Origin of the sequence: Prevotella heparinolytica (genome assembly GCF_002998535.1) — a bacterium.
Lineage (GTDB): Bacteria > Bacteroidota > Bacteroidia > Bacteroidales > Bacteroidaceae > Bacteroides > Bacteroides heparinolyticus.
In genome coordinates, this window is record NZ_CP027234.1 from 425,343 (window position 1) to 445,377 (window position 20,035).

Sequence of the window (20,035 nt, forward strand, 5' to 3'; positions counted from 1 at the left end):
CGATATTGTTATTGGGAATCCACCGTATGGGGCTAAATATGATAACCAAACAAAGAGGTATTACAAGAATACTTATGTAACCGCAAATAGCATTCGTGGCTTGCAGAAAGGGTCACTCGACACATATACACTGTTCATTGAATTGGGCTATAACCTACTCAGACGGAATGGCAGCTTTGCCTATATCGTTCCAATATCCTTGACTTCAAGTGATTCCCTCACAGGAGTACACCGTTTATTGATGAATAACTGTGACACCATTCATATTTCATCATATTCAGTTCGCCCCAAGCCTGTATTTGAGAATGCCGTCGTGAATACTTCTATATTGCTATTCCAAAAAACGGAAACACCTTGTCAACATCTTTATTCCACAAAGATGCACAGAAGAGGAAATGAGCTTGATTTACAAAAGCTTATTGACAATCTTAATTTTTCTAATGTGTATGGTTATACTATGATAGGTCGCATTCCGAAGATTGGTTGTGAAATGGAAAAAGACATTCTTATAAAAATCTTCAACAATACTCCGATTAGGACTCTTTATGACGACAAGGGTGATCCTATCTATTATAGGACAACTGGCGGTAGGTACTTTAAGGTTGTAACCAATTATCCGACTGGTTCAACTAAAGAAAAACCATTATATTTTCAAAAACGACTATCGAATGCTATTGGTTGCATTCTTAGCAGTTCTTTGGCTTTTTGGTTTTACCAAATCTATTCCAACAACCTTGATTGGAAGACATACGAGATTGAGAACTTCACCATTCCACAGCTTACAACTGAAAACATTGAGTATCTTGACAAACTATATTCTCGGTATCTAACGGACATAGAGTCTAAGGCAAATGTCAGAACAACATCTGGAGAGTCCACTTACAATGTTGATTCATTCAAGGAATACAAGATTGTACGCTCCAAGGGCATCATTGATGAGATAGATGACTACATTTGCCCACTATACGGCTTGACCCAGAAAGAAACGGACTTTGTCAAAAATTACGAATTGCAGTTCAGGCTGGCAGGAGAATAAAGGCTCTATAACGTTTCGTGTGGGTTGTTTGACCCAATTAGAATAATATCTACTGTATTCATAGAAAGAAGTTATTTGTTCAGTTTAGTTTTACTCTTTAGCCAACGAAATAAGATGTTTTTAAGGTCTTAATTCATACTATGTTTGTGAATGTTTACCATCATTTGCTGTGGTGCGGATACTCTGCACATGTGATGCGGAGGGTTAGCACATATGGTGCGGAGGGTTAAATTTACTATGATATATGAATGACAGGGGATGAATTGTGAGCAAAACGTTGTAATACTAAGAATAAACAGGAGGTGTGTAGAAGCTTGTTTAGCTCAAACTCCTTTATATTTGTAGATTAATCCGTCTTCTTCTGTTCAGTCATAAAGCCTTTAAACATAGGAACGCTGGCAAGAAAAAAATATTTACCCACACGATTCGTTATAGAGCCAGAATAGATACTGTCCTATAAAAGTGTGTAAGCTCCAAAGTTCTTATATTTGTAGTGAATTAAAAAATCAAACAAAGAACAATGAAGCTTACAAGAGAACAAAGATCGGAATTAATTTCCGAAATGGCCTCAAGTGAGGCTGGTTTTAATGAGTTGGTTCGCGTGCTTTTGGATAGTTTTTCCAAGCAGGAGCGCTCCCTCTTTCTCGCGGAACATACGGGTGAACAAGCCAATGGTTTCCGTCCCCGTCGTTGGCGGGGCCATGGTTGGAGTTTCCAACTTCGCATCCCTCGCACGCGCTCCAATGCTTTTCAACCAATCATTCTTGGTATTTTGTCCTCTCAGGAGCGTGAGCGCACGCAGCTTTTTTATGAGTTGTATTCCCGTGGACTTTCCTGTGAAGACATCGCCGAGGTGGGGCGTCGCATATACGGTCACCTTTACAGCAAACAGCAGGTGAGTCATCTGGCCGGGGCTTGTTATGAGGAGATCCAAGAGTGGCTTTCCCGCCGACTTTCTCCTCACTATTTGGCCGTCTACATCGATGCTACGTTCTGTTCCACGCGTCGCGAGGGGAGTGTCTCGAAGGAGGCTTACTACACGATGTTGGGACTACTGCCCGACGGCAGTCGCGAGGTACTCACGGTAGTAAATTACCCCACAGAAGGCGCGATTGCTTGGGAAATGGAGCTACAAGCCCTCAAGGAACGCGGTGTGAAACAAATCGACTTGATTGTGTCCGATGCTTTGAGCGGCATCGAAAATGCGGTATGTTCGGCTTTTCCCACGGCACTGCACCAACTTTGCATCGTGCATTTCAAACGGAAAGTGTTGAACACCGTTTCCTCGAAAGACAAAACCGAGGTCAGCGAGGAACTCAAAGTACTCTTTCCCTTGGAGCATACCGAAATGACGCCTCTTGTGGCCTATGAGAATTTGCGTATCTTTGCGCAGCGTTGGGGCAAAAAGTACCCGAGCCTTGCCCGTTTGGGCAATGAGCGCAACGCGGCCTATTTTACCTATTTGAGGTTCTCTGAAAGTGTGCGCCGAATGATTTACTCTACTAACTGGGTGGAACGACTGAATAGAAGTTATAAGCGCACCTTGCTCATGCGTGGGGCGATGCCTTCTCCCGCCTCTGTGGTTTATCTATTGGGATCTGTTGCCAAGGAGAAAACAGAAGGGACGTATGCAAGACGGCTGCCGTATTTTGGGGAGTGGAAAATCAGGTAAAATGGCAAAGAAATATCAACATCACAAATTTCCCTCATGCTTGGGGGAACCCAAGCATGAGGGAAAGGACGAGGAGAATCTTACACACTTTTTCAGACATTACCTAACAACATCGTAACTATTAAGTTCTGCAAATCCCATAACTTTTCTCACTGTAGGATCAGGGTGTTTTTCATTTGCTGTACTTGGATTGACTCCAATTACCACTAAGGGCTTTGTACATCTACTTGCTAATACATAACGATGGGTTTCCTCATCGCCAATCATTTGTTTAATCTGATAATCCATAATTTTAATTTATTATATATTCATTATTCGACTTAGTTCTTCCTCTACTTCCTCCACCGTAGGCAGAGCTGATTTTAGATTTTCAGGAATAGTCTTCGAATATTGGTAATCACTCACACCAATTGGTTGGTCATAGTCAAAGAGTGCATGCTGAAACACAACCTTATAGCTATCATTGCAAAGAAGTAAACCAATGATTTTTCCATCGTATTCATCGTAGAGAGTTTTATCCATAACATTTGTATATATTGTTAATTGTACCGTATATTCGGGTTTGAATAGCGTGGCTTTGGACTCAATGATTACATATATATGGATTCGGAGTTTATAGAAGAAGTAATCCGTATAGAACTCAGAATTATATGGCTCGCCCAGTTGATGCTAACTATAACTGACTGCTTGAAGATTTCCTCAATCTGACTGATATCATGACGATAGGTAGTCAATACAATGTGCAAATATGCTAATGGCTATGTTATAGGTATGGTATAATGGTGCTATTTTGACTTTCAATCAGTTTTATTCATAATCATCTCTAACATCTTGTTCTGGTGTCTAACTATATCTTCTACGTCCCATTCTAAGCCAAATGGACGTTCTTTTTCTTTGTCTTTAATACCGTTATTGTAATTGTCTTGGCATATCTGTAACATAATTCTGAACTTTAAGGAAGCAACACTCACCTGATTGGACTTTGTATCAAGATAGCGATTCTTTTTATCAATTGGATTCCAGTTTGAGCCAGAACTGTTTGCATCGGAACCTATCATGGCAAAATTACCATAGCAGTTTATATCTTGCGTACTAATTGGCATATTGTCTCCAGCCTTAGCTTGTGGATAATAATGCTCCAGACTTTTTCTTGTTCGAGAGAAATAGAAGTTATTGAAAGAATCCAACTCAAAATCACTACAACCCAATGAGTTGAAAAAATCTATTCGATTACGAGAATTCTTTTTTGCTTTGTTACCTCGCAATTCAACAACATATTTCTTCCAAAGCTTATAATCTGTATAATTAAATACATATAAAGGTATATTGCATGAACCGATGGGGTAGATACGATTGAAGTCCCGATTCACTTCTTCTAATTCAACATTCAATTCACCATTATTAAAAATAGTCTCATCAAAACTATTTGGCTTCGGCTGATTTATGTCGTTGAGTTTACTTGCATCGAGATATACATCAAAGAAATACTTATCAGCCAGTTTTCTTAAGAATTCCACATAACTATTAAGGTCACAATCCTCAAACAAGTGGTATAAACAATAGAACAGATAGTTTTTTCTTTGCTTAGGTGTGAAAGCGACTTCAAACATAGACAATAATTGAATAACCTCATTCTGTTGTGCCTTATTGTCCTCATACAAATCCTTTAGATAAGCGGCCTTACTACCTTTCTTGTAAAAATATTGCAACTTCCATGGATTCTCAATGGCTCTATCTTCGCCATTTGTATGATGTATTACAAAGTTATCAAGAAAGTATTTTGCCAAAAGGAGATTGTATGCGAAGTCCTTAACAAACTTGGGAGTAAGATTTACTTTATCAAACTCCTTAATTAGTTCTTTATCATCAAGCGTGAAACTCAAAGGATTAAAATCATCCTCGTTCAACAATCTCGTAATTTTCAGTACAATTAACAGAAAATTCGGAAAGTCTATTATAGGCTGGAAACAATCGTTTATATCATCTTCTTCCCTCTTTTCTATTTTTTTTATAGGTGTATTTAAAAAATCTGAAATAGTTTTCATTCCTAATGATAAAGAAGACTCCACATTAGAATCTGGGAAGTCGTCGAAAGATTCCATTTCAAAATCTTCCATTGTTTTACCAAAGACATTTGTCATCCCAGGGAGCTTCTGCTGAATATAGAAACTCATATCACTACAAGCCTCCCATATACGACTAAACTTCTCCATAGCCTCATCATCGCCAATTAATTGTTCGCAGAGTTTAGCTTTTACTATTTCGTACTTTTCTAACTGCTCACCGCGAGAGTTCATAACCTCAAAATAGTGATTCAAATCTACATCTTTCGGCACACGATAATGGATGATATGCACCTTGTCCAAGAAAAAAGACTTAAAAGATTCGATATCAGTCTTCTTGTCACCTACAATCTCTTTGAGTGCTTCCTTTGCGTAATGGAAGCCATTAAGAATACCCATATCGTTGTCATCATCGAAAATAGGCATCTTTTTTATTGTTGCCGCTGAAATTCTTCTTGCAGAATAAGTAAGAGTATTTGAAATATTCTCTATTCCTAAAGCCTTTAAAATAATGTAGATTGTTGTCAATCGCTGTTGTCCATCAATAACTTCATAAATATTATCATCTCGCTTGTATGTGACAAGAGTACCAATATAATAGACAGGCTTCTCCAGAGAATCATATACATCCTTTATTAAGGCACATATTTCATCACGTCCCCAAGCATAATTACGCTGATAAATAGGTATCTTGTATAATATAGACGCCCCTCTGTTTGAAAAATAGATGTCATTAATAGAACACTCTTCAAGAATATTATTCAAATCTTTCATTGTCGTCAATTTTTATAAAAACCATTTATTTGAAAAAAAAACAGATAGTTTTTATACACACCATCGTTCTTATCCTTTAGTTCCTTCAGTGCTTTACCATCACCACTATACTCATAGCATTCCTGCGCCCAACCATCTTTAATGTCATTATTTGAAAGTGGGTTAAGCTTGTCAGCCAAAGCACTCAGTAATGAAGTCGGTGTATCTTGCTTAGCTATCAGTTTATACATATTAAATGTGTTAATCTTTTCACTCCATCCCATAATGTAGTTTTGTGCAGAAAGCCAACCAAGATTAGTATATTGTGCTCTCAAAGAATAAGCCCAAATGAACGCATATATGACAAATTGTTCAAACAAGTCAATATCTTCTTTTGTCGGATATGTCTCTGGGCAGAATCTGTCAACGTAAAGCAGAACAGAGGTGTCAAACATCAGACGTGTTATACCGTTACCTATTCCTTTTTTGAAGTGCCGGTCTAATGTTTTAACTATTATATTGTCATTGATATAGAATCCCTCATACTTATTGTTATTCTGAATATCTTTTAGTATATTATAATAGTGCTTTGTATATTCAAAGAACGGCTTACCGGCAATTATCGGTGTGTCTAATTGGAACGCATTTACATTCCGAGTACCTGAGACAAAAGGCATTGCAGAAGAATTGACCATATCTGCATAGCAATAGGCACTCTTGTAGAATTGGGCATAAGGCGTTCTTGCTGAACGAGTAACACCTTTGAACATATGGATGTTATGCTCATTCAAGATATTAGCTTTGTTGCCTGCTACCCATTCTTTGATACGATATAGGTAATTACCAAAGAAATCAGCTAAATCTCTTTGTGAAACCTGTTCCCAATCCTTTACTATTCTTTCTGTTTCACCCTCGCTGATGTTATTCATCTCGCGTAGATGGTATGCTTTCAACAAATCATGAGGATAAAGAGCCTTACCCCGTGCATTTTGAGAGTCAAAGAACTGAAAAGCTTCAGACACATCGGTGGTTATCACAACAATCAACTCACACCTGTTCTCAATATAATCCTTAAGATGCTCCATCTCCCGTTGATGTTCAACTGCCGAATCATTGTCTTCCGACTTTAATCCAACCCTACGGAAAAGTGCATTATAGTTGTTGGCGATATTATGGTCATTGTACGTATTGTCATATATCTTTTGTTTCAAAAACCCGATACTATTTTCTCCTAATGCCGTCAAAAGAAGAGAGAAAGTAATGATACGTTGCTGTCCATCAACAATATCATATTGTCCCTTTTCCTTTGTTTTGTGAAGGATAAGCGTACCAACCCTGTATCTTTCCTTATTACTATTCTTGGCATCAATAATATCATCGAGCAATTGTATGACATTCCGAGCTGTCCATTTGTACGGACGCTGATAGAGAGGCACACATAGCTCTACATCCTTGATAGGCTCCTCGCAATTCGTTATGGTTTTGCGAAGTAGCAAATCACCTATAGTAGTTATTGATAATGTTAAACTATTCATAATATGAGTATTAGTTATATGAGTTTACACATCGTAATCCAAACCATTTTAAAAGGTCAGTATAACAATTGAAATATCCTTTTATATGTTTTTATCTACAATCTTACTTAATTCTTCCTCAACTTCCTCCACCGTAGGCAGAGCTGATTTTAGATTATCGGGAATAGCCTTTGACAGTTGATAATCACTCACACCAATTGGCTGATCGTAGCCAGAGAGTGCATATTGCGCTACCACCTTATCACCTCCATTACAGAGGAGCAAGCCGATGGTATTGTTGTCGTGTTCGCCACGGAGGGTATCGTCCACTACATTGATGTAGAAATTGAGTTGTCCCATATATTCAGGCTTAAAAGCTGTGGCTTTGAGTTCGACAACAACGTATGCATGCAGTTGAATGTTATAGAGAATAAGGTCGGCATAGAAATCAGAATCGCCCACTTCAAAATGCTTCTGTTGTGCAACAAAAGCAAAGCCACTGCCCATTTCCAAAAGATATTTGGTGATATGAGAAACCAATTGCTTTTCAACGTCTCGTTCTGCCATTTTATCTGTCTGTCCCATCATATCAAAGATGTAAGGGTCTTTCATCAGATAGTTGGCAAGGTCGCTTTGCGGTTTGGGTAATCGTACAGAAAAGTTGCTCACTTTCTTTACCGCAATCTGTCGAGCGAAAAGATTGGTCTCAATCTGCATTTGCAGAACATTGCGACTCCACCCATTAGCAACTGCTTGCGTAATGTACCAATAGCACTCGCCCAAAGGGAGTTTACTATTAAGCAGAATAACATGGCTCGCCCAGTTAGTGCGAACAATGGCGGAATGCTTGAAGATTTCCTCTATCTGACTGATGTCGCAGTGATAGATTGTTGACAATATTTCAGTAACTTCTTCTAATTGTGCAACAGGCTGTTGCGTAATTGTGTTTGATTGATTATCTGTGGATTGAATTAGTGCAACAGGTTGTTGCACAATTTGATTGAGTTCATTAGTCAAGCTCAAAACATTTTCTACTGTAGGAGTCGTGAGTAAGCTATCTATCCTATCCATTTCTTTCAGCACTTCCAACGGATAAGCACTGGCAAACTGGCACATATAGAAGATATTTCTACGAGAATAGCCTTTCTTATCTGGATATTTAGAACGTATCGCCTTGGAAAGCTTATCTATGACTTTGCTTCCCCAACCTTGTTTTTTTTGGAGGTAGAGGATAAAATGCCCCACTTTCCAATAGTGGAAAAGCATATCGGCATTAGCCGAAGCAATCACACGCACTTGTGTATGCTCGAGGTCAGTACCAATAGCTCGTACGACGGGAGATAAATCTTGATTATCTGCTTTCTGTATTTTATCTTGCCTCATATCGTTTCAGTGTTATAATTGATTGAACTTGCTCATAGCATTCGCCTTAATGTCGTCTGCAATGTCAATATACGGCTTCATTGCCTTATAGTCGCTATGTCCTGTCCATTTCATCACCACCTGCGGAGGAATACCCAATGCAAGCGCATTGCAGATAAAAGTGCGGCGACCTGCATGTGTGCCAAGCAGGGCATATTTAGGTGTAACTTCGTCAATACGCTCATTACCTTTGTAATACGTTTGGCGAATAGGCTCGTCAATTCCAGCCATTTCTGCCAATTCTTTGAGGTAGTCATTCATTTTCTGATTGGTAATAACAGGCAGCACCTTGTCATCTTCAAACGCCACATCCTTGTACTTGTCAAGAATCGCTTTGCTATGGTTGTTCAACTCGATAATCAGGCTATCAGAAGTCTTAACCGTTGTAACCTCAATGTGGTCGCCCTTTATATCACTTCTACGAAGATTAAACACATCGGAGTAGCGCAAGCCCGTGAAGCATTGGAAGAGAAATACATCACGCACCCGATCAAGAGCTTGCTTGGCAGCAGGTATTTCGAACTCTCGGAGTTTGTTCAGTTCCTCCCATGTGAGGAAGATGATTTTCTTCTGTGTACTTTTGAGTTTAGGTTTATAGCTATCGTAAGCATTGTTTTGATGTACACCTTTCCTAAAAGCCCAACGTAAAAACCATTTTAAGAAACTGAGTTGCTTGCCAATAGTAGAATTGCGCATTTCCTTTACATCACGAAGATAGGTAACATAATCATTTAGACCTTTCTCATCAAAGAAATCAAATGTAAGTTCATTACGAAAGTTTATCAAATGATTTTTCACAGCAGCAAACTTCTCGTAAGTAGAATCTGTCCAATCATTCTGTCTTCCACAATCTCTCACAAACTCATCAAATACCTTGTAGAAAGCATTAGGTGTTGATTTTCTTGGGTTTACATCTTCTATAGGTTTGTGCAGCTCATTGAATGCTTCTTTTATTTGTTCAGGGGTTGGCATTATTTCTTCAACTTCAAATTTCTTGAAGATTTCCTGCACCTCTGTATAATAGCCCAAAAGTGAAGCATTGATTTCAGAAGCTGATTGTTTCAGTTTGTTTGTGCAACCGTTTCTTACTCGCTGCTTATCAGTATCCCATTTCGCTGCATCAATACGATAACCTGTTGTGAATTCAATTCGTTTGGAAGCAAAATTGACACGCATACGAATAGGCACATTCTCTACTATGAGAACTCCGTCCTTTTTCCTGCTTTCCAACGTGAAAATAATATTCCGCTTGATGTTCATACTTTTGGGTGTTTTGATTTCTGCACCCAAATTTACACCCAAAAATTGATTCTACCAAAGATTTTCCGTGAAATCTCATTTTATTAATGATTTTCGCAAACTGCTATATTACAATAAATTGATGAGATTTGATAGTTTATGATAGTTCAAGAGAAAGAGCCTGTCTCTCCGCAGAAATACGATATAAAGTTTAGGCATTCAAAGAAGATTTTATTTCTTTTTTTGAATGCTTTTTTTATGCCGGTTTGTTTTTCAGTGTTCTGTTCAATCACGATGCTTTTTTTGTTGAGAATTAGTACTAAGTGTTTGCTGAGAGGCATCCCTTGCGAGAGATACCTGTATGATGGCTTTGATGGAGATATATCTCCACCGCGCTGCATGTATATGCCGAGCGTGCTGCATCTATATTTCCAGCCGAGGGCATCTATATAGCGAGCCGAGGCGAGGAGGAGAGCTGTCCAAGAGGTAAATGTTTTTCTTTTCCTGAAAAGTTTCGGGATTGGAAGTGCGTGGTGTATCTTTCATTATATTAAGACAGAAATAATTTTTGCGGAACACTTCGGGAAGAAATATTACTTGAGTTCGGGATAGGCTGTTCCTTTTGCTGAAGATGAGGGGCTGCATCCTGTCGGGCGGATATTTCCTGAATGCACCGGTTTACGGCAGTCAGGCAGAAGAGAAGAGAGCCTTTCAGGCCGGCTGCCCTCGTCCTGTTTTGACAGCTGCAATCCTTTGTCGTGACAGAGGCAAGTGTCCAAGCCGACAGACACAAGTCTCTGACGTGACAGACACAAGTGTTTGAGCCGTCAGACGCAAGTGTCTGACAAGGCAGAGGAAAACACCTGATAACCAATGCAGTTTGGCTTTAAAACACAAGCCGCCGTGCGAGGTTATCGCCCTGCTTCTAATCCCGAACTCAGTAAATATTAGTGCTCTATACCTCTCTCTTGATTTGTTTCTCCTAAAGTGTGGGCTGGTGTTTCCTAAAGTGTGGGCATACCTTTTCTGAAGTGTGGGGTTACGGTTCTTAAAGTGTGGGCTTAAGATTGCTCTAATGCGAGTTAGCAACTGCGTCAATTAAGGGGGAATACAAAAAATCCGCTTTTGGAAGCGGATTGTGGAGCGTATCGGACTCGAACCGATCACCTTAACACTGCCAGTGTTACGCTCTAGCCAGATGAGCTAACGCCCCTTTTTTAGGGATTGCAGAGTTGCTCTGCTTTTTTGATGGCGCAAAGATAATGCATTATTCTGAAATAATTGCTATGTTTGCGGAATAAATTGAAAAAAAACGTATCATGCTGATATATAATACAACGTATCATGTTGAAGAAGGGGATGAGAAGAACTTCTTGATTTGGATGCAGGAATATTATCTTCCTGAAGTAGAAAAAAAAGGAATGTTGCATGCTCCCCGGATATTACGTATATTGAGCCATATAGAGAAGGGCAGTGTTTGCTTCTCTGTTCAATTCGAGGTGGGGGATTCTGCTCTTTTGCACCGTTGGCATCGGGAACAAGGAGCAGAACTGAATGGCGAACTGCAAAGGACATTTAAGGATAAAGTTATCGGCTTTCCTACTTTAATGGAGGTTATGGAGTGATACAACCGGTCAAAGAGAAGATTATTCTGGGCATTGACCCCGGTACGACTATTATGGGATATGGCGTATTGTGCGTGAAAGGAGTGAAGCCTGAAATGGTGGCTATGGGGATTATCGACCTTCGCAAGTTTAGCAACCACTATCTGAAACTGCGGCATATTCATGAGCGTGTGTTGGGGATTATTGAAGGCTACCTGCCGGATGAGTTGGCCATTGAGGCACCGTTTTTCGGAAAAAATGTACAGTCTATGTTGAAACTGGGCCGGGCACAAGGTGTGGCAATGGCAGTTGCCCTGAGCCGTGATATTCCGATCACGGAGTATGCGCCTCTGAAGATAAAGATGGCGATAACCGGAAACGGGCAGGCATCCAAAGAGCAAGTGGCAGATATGTTGCAGCGAATGTTGCATATCTCAAAAGAAGATATGCCGATATTTATGGATGCAACGGACGGACTTGCCGCTGCTTATTGCCATTTTCTGCAGATGGGGCGTCCGGCAGTAGAGAAAAACTATCACGGATGGAAAGACTTTATAGCCAAGAATCCGGACAAGGTGAAGAAATGAAACAGAAAATCCGGAAAAAGATATTTAAATAGCATATATAATAATGTGTAATAGCATGAGACATCATCGTTATTACGAAGAACTGAAAATAAGATTATGAACCTGAAAGATTTAGCCATTATAGGAGTAACTGCAGCGACTGTTGCAGGTTGTGCTTCTGCCAAAAAGGAATATGCTTCTTACGAATTATATCCGGTACGTTCGGGTAGTCTCACAGAGATGGAATACAGCCCGACCGTGACTCGTTTTTCTCTATGGGCACCTACGGCCGACGAAGTTCGTCTGATGTTGTTTGAAACCGGAGACGGTGGACATGCTTATGAGACTATCTCAATGCAGCTTTCTGAAGAAGGGACGTGGAAGGCAGATGTTGAGCGAGATATGAAAGGGAAATTTTATACTTTCAACGTGAAAATCAACGGTAAATGGTTGGGTGATACTCCGGGCATCAATGCTCGTGCCGTAGGCGTAAACGGCAAACGTGCGGCAATCATTGACATGAGGACTACCGACCCTGAAGGTTGGGCAGACGACAAACGTCCCGCGTTGGTTTCTCCGGCAGATGTGATTATCTATGAGATGCACCACCGGGATTTCTCAATAGACTCTTTATCCGGCATTCGGCATAAAGGTAAGTTCTTGGCGCTTACCGAGACGGGCACAGTGAACCCTGACAACTTGCCGACCGGAATCGACCACCTCAAGGAACTGGGCATCACGCATGTACACATCCTTCCTTCCTATGATTATGCTTCGGTTGATGAAACCAAGTTGAGTGAGAACAAATACAATTGGGGATACGACCCGCAAAACTACAATGTGCCCGACGGTTCTTATTCCACGGACCCTTATACGCCCGAAGTACGTATCCGTGAGTTCAAGCAGATGGTGCAGGCATTGCATAGAGCCGGCATCCGGGTGGTATTGGATGTGGTTTATAATCATACCTACAATACGTCCGACAGTAATTTCGAGCGTACGGCACCCGGCTATTTCTATCGTCAGCGACCCGATGGAACGTATGCCGACGGTTCGGCTTGCGGAAATGAGACGGCCAGCAATCGTCCCATGATGCGCAAATATATGATAGAATCCGTACTGTATTGGATGAACGAGTATCACATCGACGGTTTCCGTTTCGACCTGATGGGCATTCACGATATTGAAACCATGAACGAGATACGTAAGGCTGCAACGGCTGTCGACCCCACCGTTTTTATATATGGTGAAGGTTGGGCTGCATCGGCTCCGCAGATGGCGGCAGATTCTTTGGCCATGAAAGCCAACACATATAAGATGCCGGGCATTGCCGCTTTCTCCGATGAGATGCGTGATGCATTGCGTGGCCCGTTCAATGATAATCATCAAGGCGCCTTTCTGGCCGGTCTGCCGGGAGGAGAAGAAAGTATTAAATTTGGCATTGCAGGTGCGGTGAAGCATCCGCAAGTCGATTACGATTCCGTGAACTACAGTAAAGCTCCGTGGGCAGAACAACCAACGCAGATGATCGGCTATGTGTCTTGCCATGACGACATGTGTTTGGTGGACAGGCTTAAGGCGAGTGTTCCCGGCATAACTCCCGAAGAATTGGTGAAGTTGGATAAATTGGCACAAACGGCAGTGTTTACTTCGCAAGGAGTTCCGTTTATTTATGCCGGTGAGGAAGTAATGCGCGATAAGAAAGGAGTACATAACAGTTTTGAAAGTCCTGACTCCGTAAATGCGATAGATTGGCGTCGCAAGACACAGCATGCCGATGTATTTGCCTACTACAAAGGTTTGATACAACTGCGTAAGTCGCATCCGGCTTTCCGTATGGGCGATGCCGATATGGTACGCAGGCATTTGGAATTTCTTCCGGTAGAAGGTAATAATCTGATTGCTTTCCGGCTGAAAGACCATGCTAACGGAGACGGATGGGAAGAAATTATCGTGGTGCTCAATGCCCGCAAGGAACGTGCCCTCATTTCCTTGCCCGAAGGAAAATATACCGTGGTATGCAAGGATGGTTTCATCGACCGGCAGGGATTAGGCACATTGTATGGTGGCGAGATAGGCATCTCCGCACAGTCGGCAATGATCTTGTGGAAGTGATATGACGAATATTTCGCCTTGTTCCCCATTCAGGCAGTTTGGTGCAAAAAGCGTAGGTACGTTTGGTTGGGTATTGAAATAATAGGGATTCACTCGAAGATTGTATGATATAAATCGTTATATTTGTGACGTTAACCATCTTAACCATTATATCATGAAATTTTTTATTGATACGGCCAATCTGGAACAGATTCGGGAAGCCTATGATTTAGGTGTGCTCGATGGCGTTACAACCAACCCTTCGCTTATGGCCAAAGAAGGAATCAAAGGAGTAGATAATCAGCGTAAGCATTATGTGGATATCTGCAATATTGTGCAGGGAGATGTGAGCGCCGAAGTGATTGCCACCGATTACGAAGGTATCATTCGGGAGGGAGAAGAGCTGGCAGCTTTGAACCCCCACATTGTGGTGAAAGTACCTTGTATTGCCGACGGCATCAAAGCCATCAAATATTTCTCGGAAAAAGGCATTCGCACGAACTGTACATTGATTTTCTCTGTGGGACAGGCACTGTTGGCTGCCAAAGCCGGTGCCACGTATGTGTCTCCATTTGTGGGTCGGCTCGATGATATCAGTGAAGATGGCATTGCATTGGTGGGCAAAATCGTTGAGATATATCGCTACTATGGTTATGCCACTCAGGTGCTTGCTGCTTCTATCCGTCATACGGCACATATCATTCAGTGTCTTGAAGTAGGTGCTGATGTGGCAACTTGTCCGCTTTCGGCCATCAAGGGATTACTCAATCATCCCCTGACGGATGCAGGCTTGAAGAAGTTTCTTGAAGACTACAAGCGGGTGAACAACTAATCGGCTTGGCTCTTAAAATATCCTATAAGCTTTTCTATTATCGTAAAAAAAGACCAATATCTGTGTGGATTAGAATAAAAAGATTTACTTTTGTCTCTCATGTTTAAGAGATGGAATAAGACACAGATGAAAGAAAGGCTTATAGGATTTATAAAGACTTACTGTTTGTTCGTCTTTATTTTTGTACTGCAAAAACCTTTGTTCATGCTATTCTACCAATCGTTGTATTCCGAGGTTTCACGGAGTGATTGGTGGAGTGTTGTTTGGCATGGATTACCGCTTGATTTTTCTTTGGCCGGTTATCTGACCGCTATTCCCAGCCTTCTTTTTGTTGCTTCCGCTTGGACACTGTCCGATTTTCTTCATCGCCTTCGATGTGGCTATTTCCTTTTCATTTCCATCCTGCTTTCCATTATCTTCATTGTAGATTTAGGATTATACGAATATTGGGGATTCCGATTGGATGCCACGCCGCTTTTCTATTTTTTCTCTTCACCTAAGGATGCAATAGCCAGTGTCAGTGTCTGGGTGGTGTTGGGAGGAATAGTTGCTATAGCTGTTTATGCGGCATGTATATATGGTCTATTCTATGCCGTTTTGTTACAAAAGAAGCAATGGCAGCAGATAAAATTACCCTACTACCGTTTGAGGACATCCTGTGTATTGCTGCTGATGACCGGATTGTTGTTTATACCTATTCGCGGAGGTTTTACGGTCTCTACGATGAACGTGGGGAAGGTCTATTACAGTGCTAATCAACGTCTGAATCATGCTGCCATCAATCCGGCATTCGGCCTGATGGAGTCGCTCGCCAAGCAGAAAGACTTCGGCAAGCAATACCGCTTTATGAAGGCCGAAGAAGCCGATGCTATCTTCAGGAGCCTGCTCGACCCGTCTGTGCTTGAGGACAATGCCGAAGCAACCGTTTCCTTACGGCAGCCTGAAGATTCATTGCATACATTGTTTACTACTCGACGTCCGAATGTACTTTTTGTTATTCTGGAGAGTTTCTCCTCCAAGTTGATGACAGCGCTGGGCGGTGAACCGGATATTGCCATATATCTGGATAGCCTGAGCAAGGAGGGGGTACTTTTTACAAACTTCTATGCCAATAGTTTCCGTACAGACCGTGGCTTGGTGTCCATCTTGAGCGGTTATCCTGCCCAACCCACTACAAGTATTATGAAATATCCGCGTAAGACGCAGTCTATTCCGGCCATTGCAGGCTGCTTGAAGAAAGCGGGCTATGAAACCAAATACTATTATGGCGGTGATGCCGATTTTACGAATATGCGTTCTTATCTCATGTCGTCAGGTTTTGAAAATATAGTTTCAGACAAAGACTTCCCTATAGCGGAACGCTTGAGCAAGTGGGGAGCACACGACCATGTGGTATTCAATCGTCTGCTGGAGGATCTGACCCGACGTTCGGAAAGGAGCGAAGGACGATTCGTGTCGAATGAGGAACAAAGGTCGTTCTTCTATGTATTGCAGACTTCCAGCAGTCACGAACCCTTTGACGTTCCTTATCGTAGGCTGGAGAACAATCGTTTGAATGCATTTGCTTATACGGATAGTTGTGTAGGCGACTTTGTAAATCGCTTCCGTAAGTTGCCGGCATGGAAAAATACGGTGATAGTTTTTGTGCCCGATCATTTGGGGGCTTATCCCGAACATGTTGACAATCTTTCTTTGGAACGTTACCGAATACCGTTGTTGATGGTGGGCGGTGCAGTTCGCGAGCCGCAACGCGTTGACGTGTATGGTTCGCAACATGATATTGCCGCTACGTTGTTGTCTCAGTTAGGCTTGCCTCATAATGAATTTATTTTCAGTAAAGATATGTTGAACCCTTCTGTTCCTCATTTTGCTTTCTTCACAGTGCCCGATGCTTTCGGCATGGTGACGGAGGAGAATCAGGTGATATACGATTGTCAGGCTGGCAAGGTGGTGGTAGACGAAGGGGAGTCAAAAGGTAAAAACCTGTCGCTTGGGCAGGCTTATCTGCAAAAATTGTATGACGATATAGCCCAAAGATAAGTATGGTATTATTCATGAATATTCTTCAGCAGGCGGTGGAAGCGGACACAAACGTTTTCTTTTTCTTCAACCGGATGCATAGTGAGTTTTTCGACTATTTTATGAGTGCTTATAGCGGCAAATGGGTGTGGGTACCTATGTATGCGGCCATCTGGTATGTGATGTTGCGCAGCTTTCATTGGAAGGTCACTTTATGTTGTGTGCTGGGATTGGCTTTGACAATTGTTTTGGCCGATCAAGTGTGTGCCACATTGATACGCCCCTATGTAGAGCGTTTGCGTCCTTCCAATCTTGAAAACCCTATTTCGGAGATGGTGCATCTTGTGAATAATCGCCGTGGGGGACGCTATGGCTTTCCTTCGTGCCATGCAGCCAACACTTTCGGTCTGGCTTTCTTCATCTTCTTTTTGTTTCGTAGGCGATGGCTTACCCTTTTCATGGCTCTATGGGCTTTGCTCACCTGTTATTCAAGGGTTTATCTCGGTGTGCACTATCCCGGTGATTTGCTGGCAGGCACATTGGTCGGTCTGGCCGGTGCCTATGTCATGTATCGTTTGTTTATGAAGGTCAGCGGTCACAAACATGCCCAGCAGGTTGTCCACATTTATGCTCCTGTATTGATAGGAGGAATAACCATTGTGGGAATATTTATTTATGCACTGATAAGCACGCTCAGAACTGATGACTTGCCGTTATCATGACCTCCCTCGGACGGATATTCAGACGTGAAGTGCTGCTTTGCGTGGCCGAATAGAGTGTATAGGCATATCCTTTCTTGTTTAAGAGATTGTTAAAGTTGGCTTCCAGTCTCCATTTTGCAGTTTTATAGACGAGCGACGCGTCTGCAAACACTGTGCTGAGATGTGTGTTGCTGTTTAAGTCATTCCGATAGTGTTCTCCCGAAAGGCGGAGTTCGAACTTGCCGAAGTTCATGGTGAGATACAAGCGTTGCACGAAGTTCAGTAGTGGAGTGAGGTGGGTGCCATTGCCTATCTTGCTGCCGCCGTAGCCGACGGTAGCATGATATTCGGCTTCCAGATTAGGGGTAGGTTGCCAGATTATTTTCGGTTCTATTCTCAGATAGTCGTACCGGTATGTTTGCAGCAGCTTGTTGGTGAGTTGCTTCCCCGTGTTGCGGTTCAGCGAGAAGTTCAACGACGTTTTCAGGTGCCAGTCATAAAATCCTTTGGAGAGTGTGCCTGTAAATGACCAGTATTCCGTTCTGTTGGGCAAATCATGAAGTGTGTGGATAATGGAGTCTTGCGAAATGCTTTGTCCGTAGAGCGCATTCTTCCACGCGTGCTGATAATAGAGGGAAGCGGTTATGAAAAATTCTTGTGCGGTATTTTTGTATTCTCCGTATAGCCGGTAGTTTTGGCTGAGGCTGACGGGAGTTGTTCCGTTGTTGCGCCAAGTCCGGTAATCAGTCCGGTAAATGGAGCGATACTGGTCGATTCCATTCCCGACAGAACGAATCAGGCTGCTGAAGAAAGTCAGCTTCCAATGATAGTCTATCTGGCAACGGAGATAGATGGAAGGGGCATACAGAAGATAGTTTTCCTTTTGGCTGAAGAATCTTTTTCCATGAAAAGGAAGCGTGAGGTTACCTTGCCATTTGCCTCGTTCCAATTGGAAAAAGGGAGTGAAATAGACGGAAAGGTTGGAGATGTCGGTCGGGCAACCGGAGGCTTGTGAGAGACTGCCCCATTCCCCTTGCACCCCTGCCCGATATTGCTGTGTGAAGTCGTTATGTTTGCGCAGATAGCTTATGCTGTTGTCTGTATGGAGGCTTTGCCGGCGATACGTTTCTTTCTCGTCTGCCACTTGCAGAGATGAGGGAAGAAGAGTATATTGCACTGCGGAATTGACCTCCCACGTATTCATTCCTTTGTTGCGGAGTAAGTGGAAACTGTTGTCGGCTTTCAGTTGCGAGGTCTGTATTCTCTGGTGTAATTCTTGCAGAGTGCTCCGTTCTGTTGTTCCCTCTGCCCTGAACCGGTTGCTCAGATAGTGCTTGGGGCTGTTGTCTTCATAATGAAGTTCTGCATAAGCATTATCACTCAGCAGGCGATGGTGATACGTCTCGTCTATGCGGATGGTGTCGCCGGGCCGGTAGTAGGACAGTGTGTTGCTCCGTTCCTGTTCGATTTGGTCGTGCGTATATCCTGCTTGCAAGCGGAGACTTTTCTCGTCGTTCCATTTGTACATGCGATTGCCGTTGACAGTGTGCGTGTGGTTGAAGAGCAGGCGTTTCTTATCGAGCGGTGCACTGATGCCGGGTTGCGAGAGGAAAGAGGATTGGTCGAAATTTGCACTGTTATTGTTTATAAACAGCGTTTGCTCTTTGCTTAGGTCTGTGCCATTGTTGTTTGTCTTATAGTTGTACAGGCTTTGCCTGCCCTTGCCTAACTGCAAAGCATTGAGGGCGCCTTTCCAAAGAATGCCTTTATTTTCATTGGAAGCCTCTTCCTTTTCGACGGCATTGCTCAGCCCCATTCCCAACATGCCATTCATTATCCACTGGTCGCGGGCTTTCGGGTCGAGCTTCAGGTTCAGAGCCACTTCATCGGAACTTATTTTGCCCTTTAATGTTTTTAAGGACTGGTAGTTCTCCATGATTTCCGCAGTCTTTACGGCTTTGGCGTTCAGGTTATTGTTCACTTGGTTGTAGCGTCCGCCCGTCACATCCATGCCTTCTACCAGAAAGTGGTCGATGGCTTTGCCTTTGTACTTTACTTGCCCGTTTTCTTCCACGTCCACTCCGGGCAGCCGCTTCAATACATCTTTAATGTGCACGTCTTTGGAAGATGCAAACTGCGAGAGGTCATAGCGTACCGTATCTTTACGGCTATGGATTCGTCCGGGGCGTATTTGCACTTCTTTCAGGACAATGGCTTCGGATTGCAGGGAAAGGTTCAGTATTCCGGCTGCCGCTATTCGGCGGACTTCTCTCCTATATCCCAATAAGGAAGCACAGACTTGCAATGTATCTTTGTGCCTCCACGGCAAAGCATATCGGCCTTGGGCATCGGTCAGGGCATAGTCTACCGTCGTGTTGTCGCGCATGACGCTGACTACAACAGCTTCCAACGGTTGACCGGTTTCGGCATCTGTCACTGTACCGTTGAGGGTTTGGGCTTGTGCGGCTACTGAAAACAAGGCAAGATATACCGGTAAGTACTTCCTCATTGTCGTTTTCA

General features: G+C 42.5%; 14 protein-coding genes, 1 tRNA gene and 1 pseudogene. 8 read left to right on the top strand and 8 right to left on the bottom strand.

Translation table 11 applies throughout. The annotated features are described in order from the left end of the window. The first annotated feature begins 10 nt into the window (after positions 1–10). A complete protein-coding gene (locus C3V43_RS01665; protein WP_106068331.1) occupies positions 11–1,036 on the top strand; it encodes an Eco57I restriction-modification methylase domain-containing protein in 1,026 nt (341 codons plus the stop codon). Positions 1,037–1,556: 520 nt separating this feature from the next. After that, on the top strand, positions 1,557–2,708 hold the full coding sequence (locus C3V43_RS01670; protein ID WP_106068332.1) for an IS256 family transposase: 1,152 nt from the start codon (positions 1,557–1,559) through the stop codon (positions 2,706–2,708). Positions 2,709–2,807: 99 nt separating this feature from the next. Here C3V43_RS01670 and C3V43_RS01675 read toward each other — a convergent pair whose 3' ends face one another. The 7 genes and pseudogenes from C3V43_RS01675 to C3V43_RS01705 form a co-directional block, all read right to left on the bottom strand. Beyond that, positions 2,808–2,996: a DUF1643 domain-containing protein gene (locus C3V43_RS01675; RefSeq protein WP_235655875.1), complete on the bottom strand. Its 189-nt coding sequence runs from the start codon at positions 2,994–2,996 to the stop codon at positions 2,808–2,810. A gap of 12 nt (positions 2,997–3,008) precedes the next feature. Next, positions 3,009–3,356, bottom strand: a pseudogene (locus tag C3V43_RS01680) (PDDEXK nuclease domain-containing protein); the annotation flags it as partial. Between the two features lie 149 nt (positions 3,357–3,505). Then, on the bottom strand, positions 3,506–5,545 hold the full coding sequence (locus tag C3V43_RS01685) for a DUF262 domain-containing protein (RefSeq protein ID WP_106068334.1): 2,040 nt from the start codon (positions 5,543–5,545) through the stop codon (positions 3,506–3,508). Positions 5,546–5,550: 5 nt separating this feature from the next. Then, positions 5,551–7,059, bottom strand: coding sequence for a DUF262 domain-containing protein (locus C3V43_RS01690; RefSeq protein WP_106068335.1), 1,509 nt, complete (start codon positions 7,057–7,059; stop codon positions 5,551–5,553). Between the two features lie 81 nt (positions 7,060–7,140). Next, positions 7,141–8,421, bottom strand: coding sequence for a PDDEXK nuclease domain-containing protein (locus C3V43_RS01695; protein WP_106068336.1), 1,281 nt, complete (start codon positions 8,419–8,421; stop codon positions 7,141–7,143). Between the two features lie 12 nt (positions 8,422–8,433). Then, entirely contained in the window at positions 8,434–9,720 is a 1,287-nt protein-coding gene (locus C3V43_RS01700; RefSeq protein WP_106070404.1) for a site-specific integrase, read from the bottom strand. Between the two features lie 1,118 nt (positions 9,721–10,838). After that, positions 10,839–10,912, bottom strand: a tRNA-Ala gene (locus C3V43_RS01705). 106 nt (positions 10,913–11,018) lie between these two features. Here C3V43_RS01705 and C3V43_RS01710 point away from each other — a divergent pair. The 6 genes from C3V43_RS01710 to C3V43_RS01735 all read left to right on the top strand — a co-directional run bounded on the left by C3V43_RS01710 (position 11,019) and on the right by C3V43_RS01735 (position 17,536). Next, positions 11,019–11,324, top strand: coding sequence for a DUF4286 family protein (locus tag C3V43_RS01710; RefSeq protein ID WP_106068337.1), 306 nt, complete (start codon positions 11,019–11,021; stop codon positions 11,322–11,324). Continuing rightward, on the top strand, positions 11,321–11,890 hold the full coding sequence (ruvC, locus tag C3V43_RS01715; protein ID WP_106040043.1) for a crossover junction endodeoxyribonuclease RuvC: 570 nt from the start codon (positions 11,321–11,323) through the stop codon (positions 11,888–11,890). Before C3V43_RS01710 ends, ruvC begins: the two co-directional genes overlap by 4 nt. A 96-nt stretch (positions 11,891–11,986) precedes the next feature. After that, a complete protein-coding gene (pulA, locus tag C3V43_RS01720; RefSeq protein WP_106068338.1) occupies positions 11,987–13,984 on the top strand; it encodes a type I pullulanase in 1,998 nt (665 codons plus the stop codon). A gap of 154 nt (positions 13,985–14,138) precedes the next feature. Further along, complete coding sequence (gene fsa, locus C3V43_RS01725; protein ID WP_106040045.1) at positions 14,139–14,795, top strand: fructose-6-phosphate aldolase; 657 nt, start codon at positions 14,139–14,141, stop codon at positions 14,793–14,795. Positions 14,796–14,921: 126 nt separating this feature from the next. Next, positions 14,922–16,835, top strand: a complete 1,914-nt coding sequence (locus C3V43_RS01730) for an LTA synthase family protein (protein WP_106068339.1) — start codon at positions 14,922–14,924, stop codon at positions 16,833–16,835. A 2-nt stretch (positions 16,836–16,837) separates the two neighbouring features. After that, a complete protein-coding gene (locus tag C3V43_RS01735; RefSeq protein WP_106068340.1) occupies positions 16,838–17,536 on the top strand; it encodes a phosphatase PAP2 family protein in 699 nt (232 codons plus the stop codon). Here C3V43_RS01735 and C3V43_RS01740 read toward each other — a convergent pair. Continuing rightward, a complete protein-coding gene (locus tag C3V43_RS01740; RefSeq protein ID WP_235655876.1) occupies positions 17,508–20,024 on the bottom strand; it encodes a carboxypeptidase regulatory-like domain-containing protein in 2,517 nt (838 codons plus the stop codon). The genes C3V43_RS01735 and C3V43_RS01740 overlap by 29 nt on opposite strands. Between the last annotated feature and the right edge of the window lie 11 nt (positions 20,025–20,035).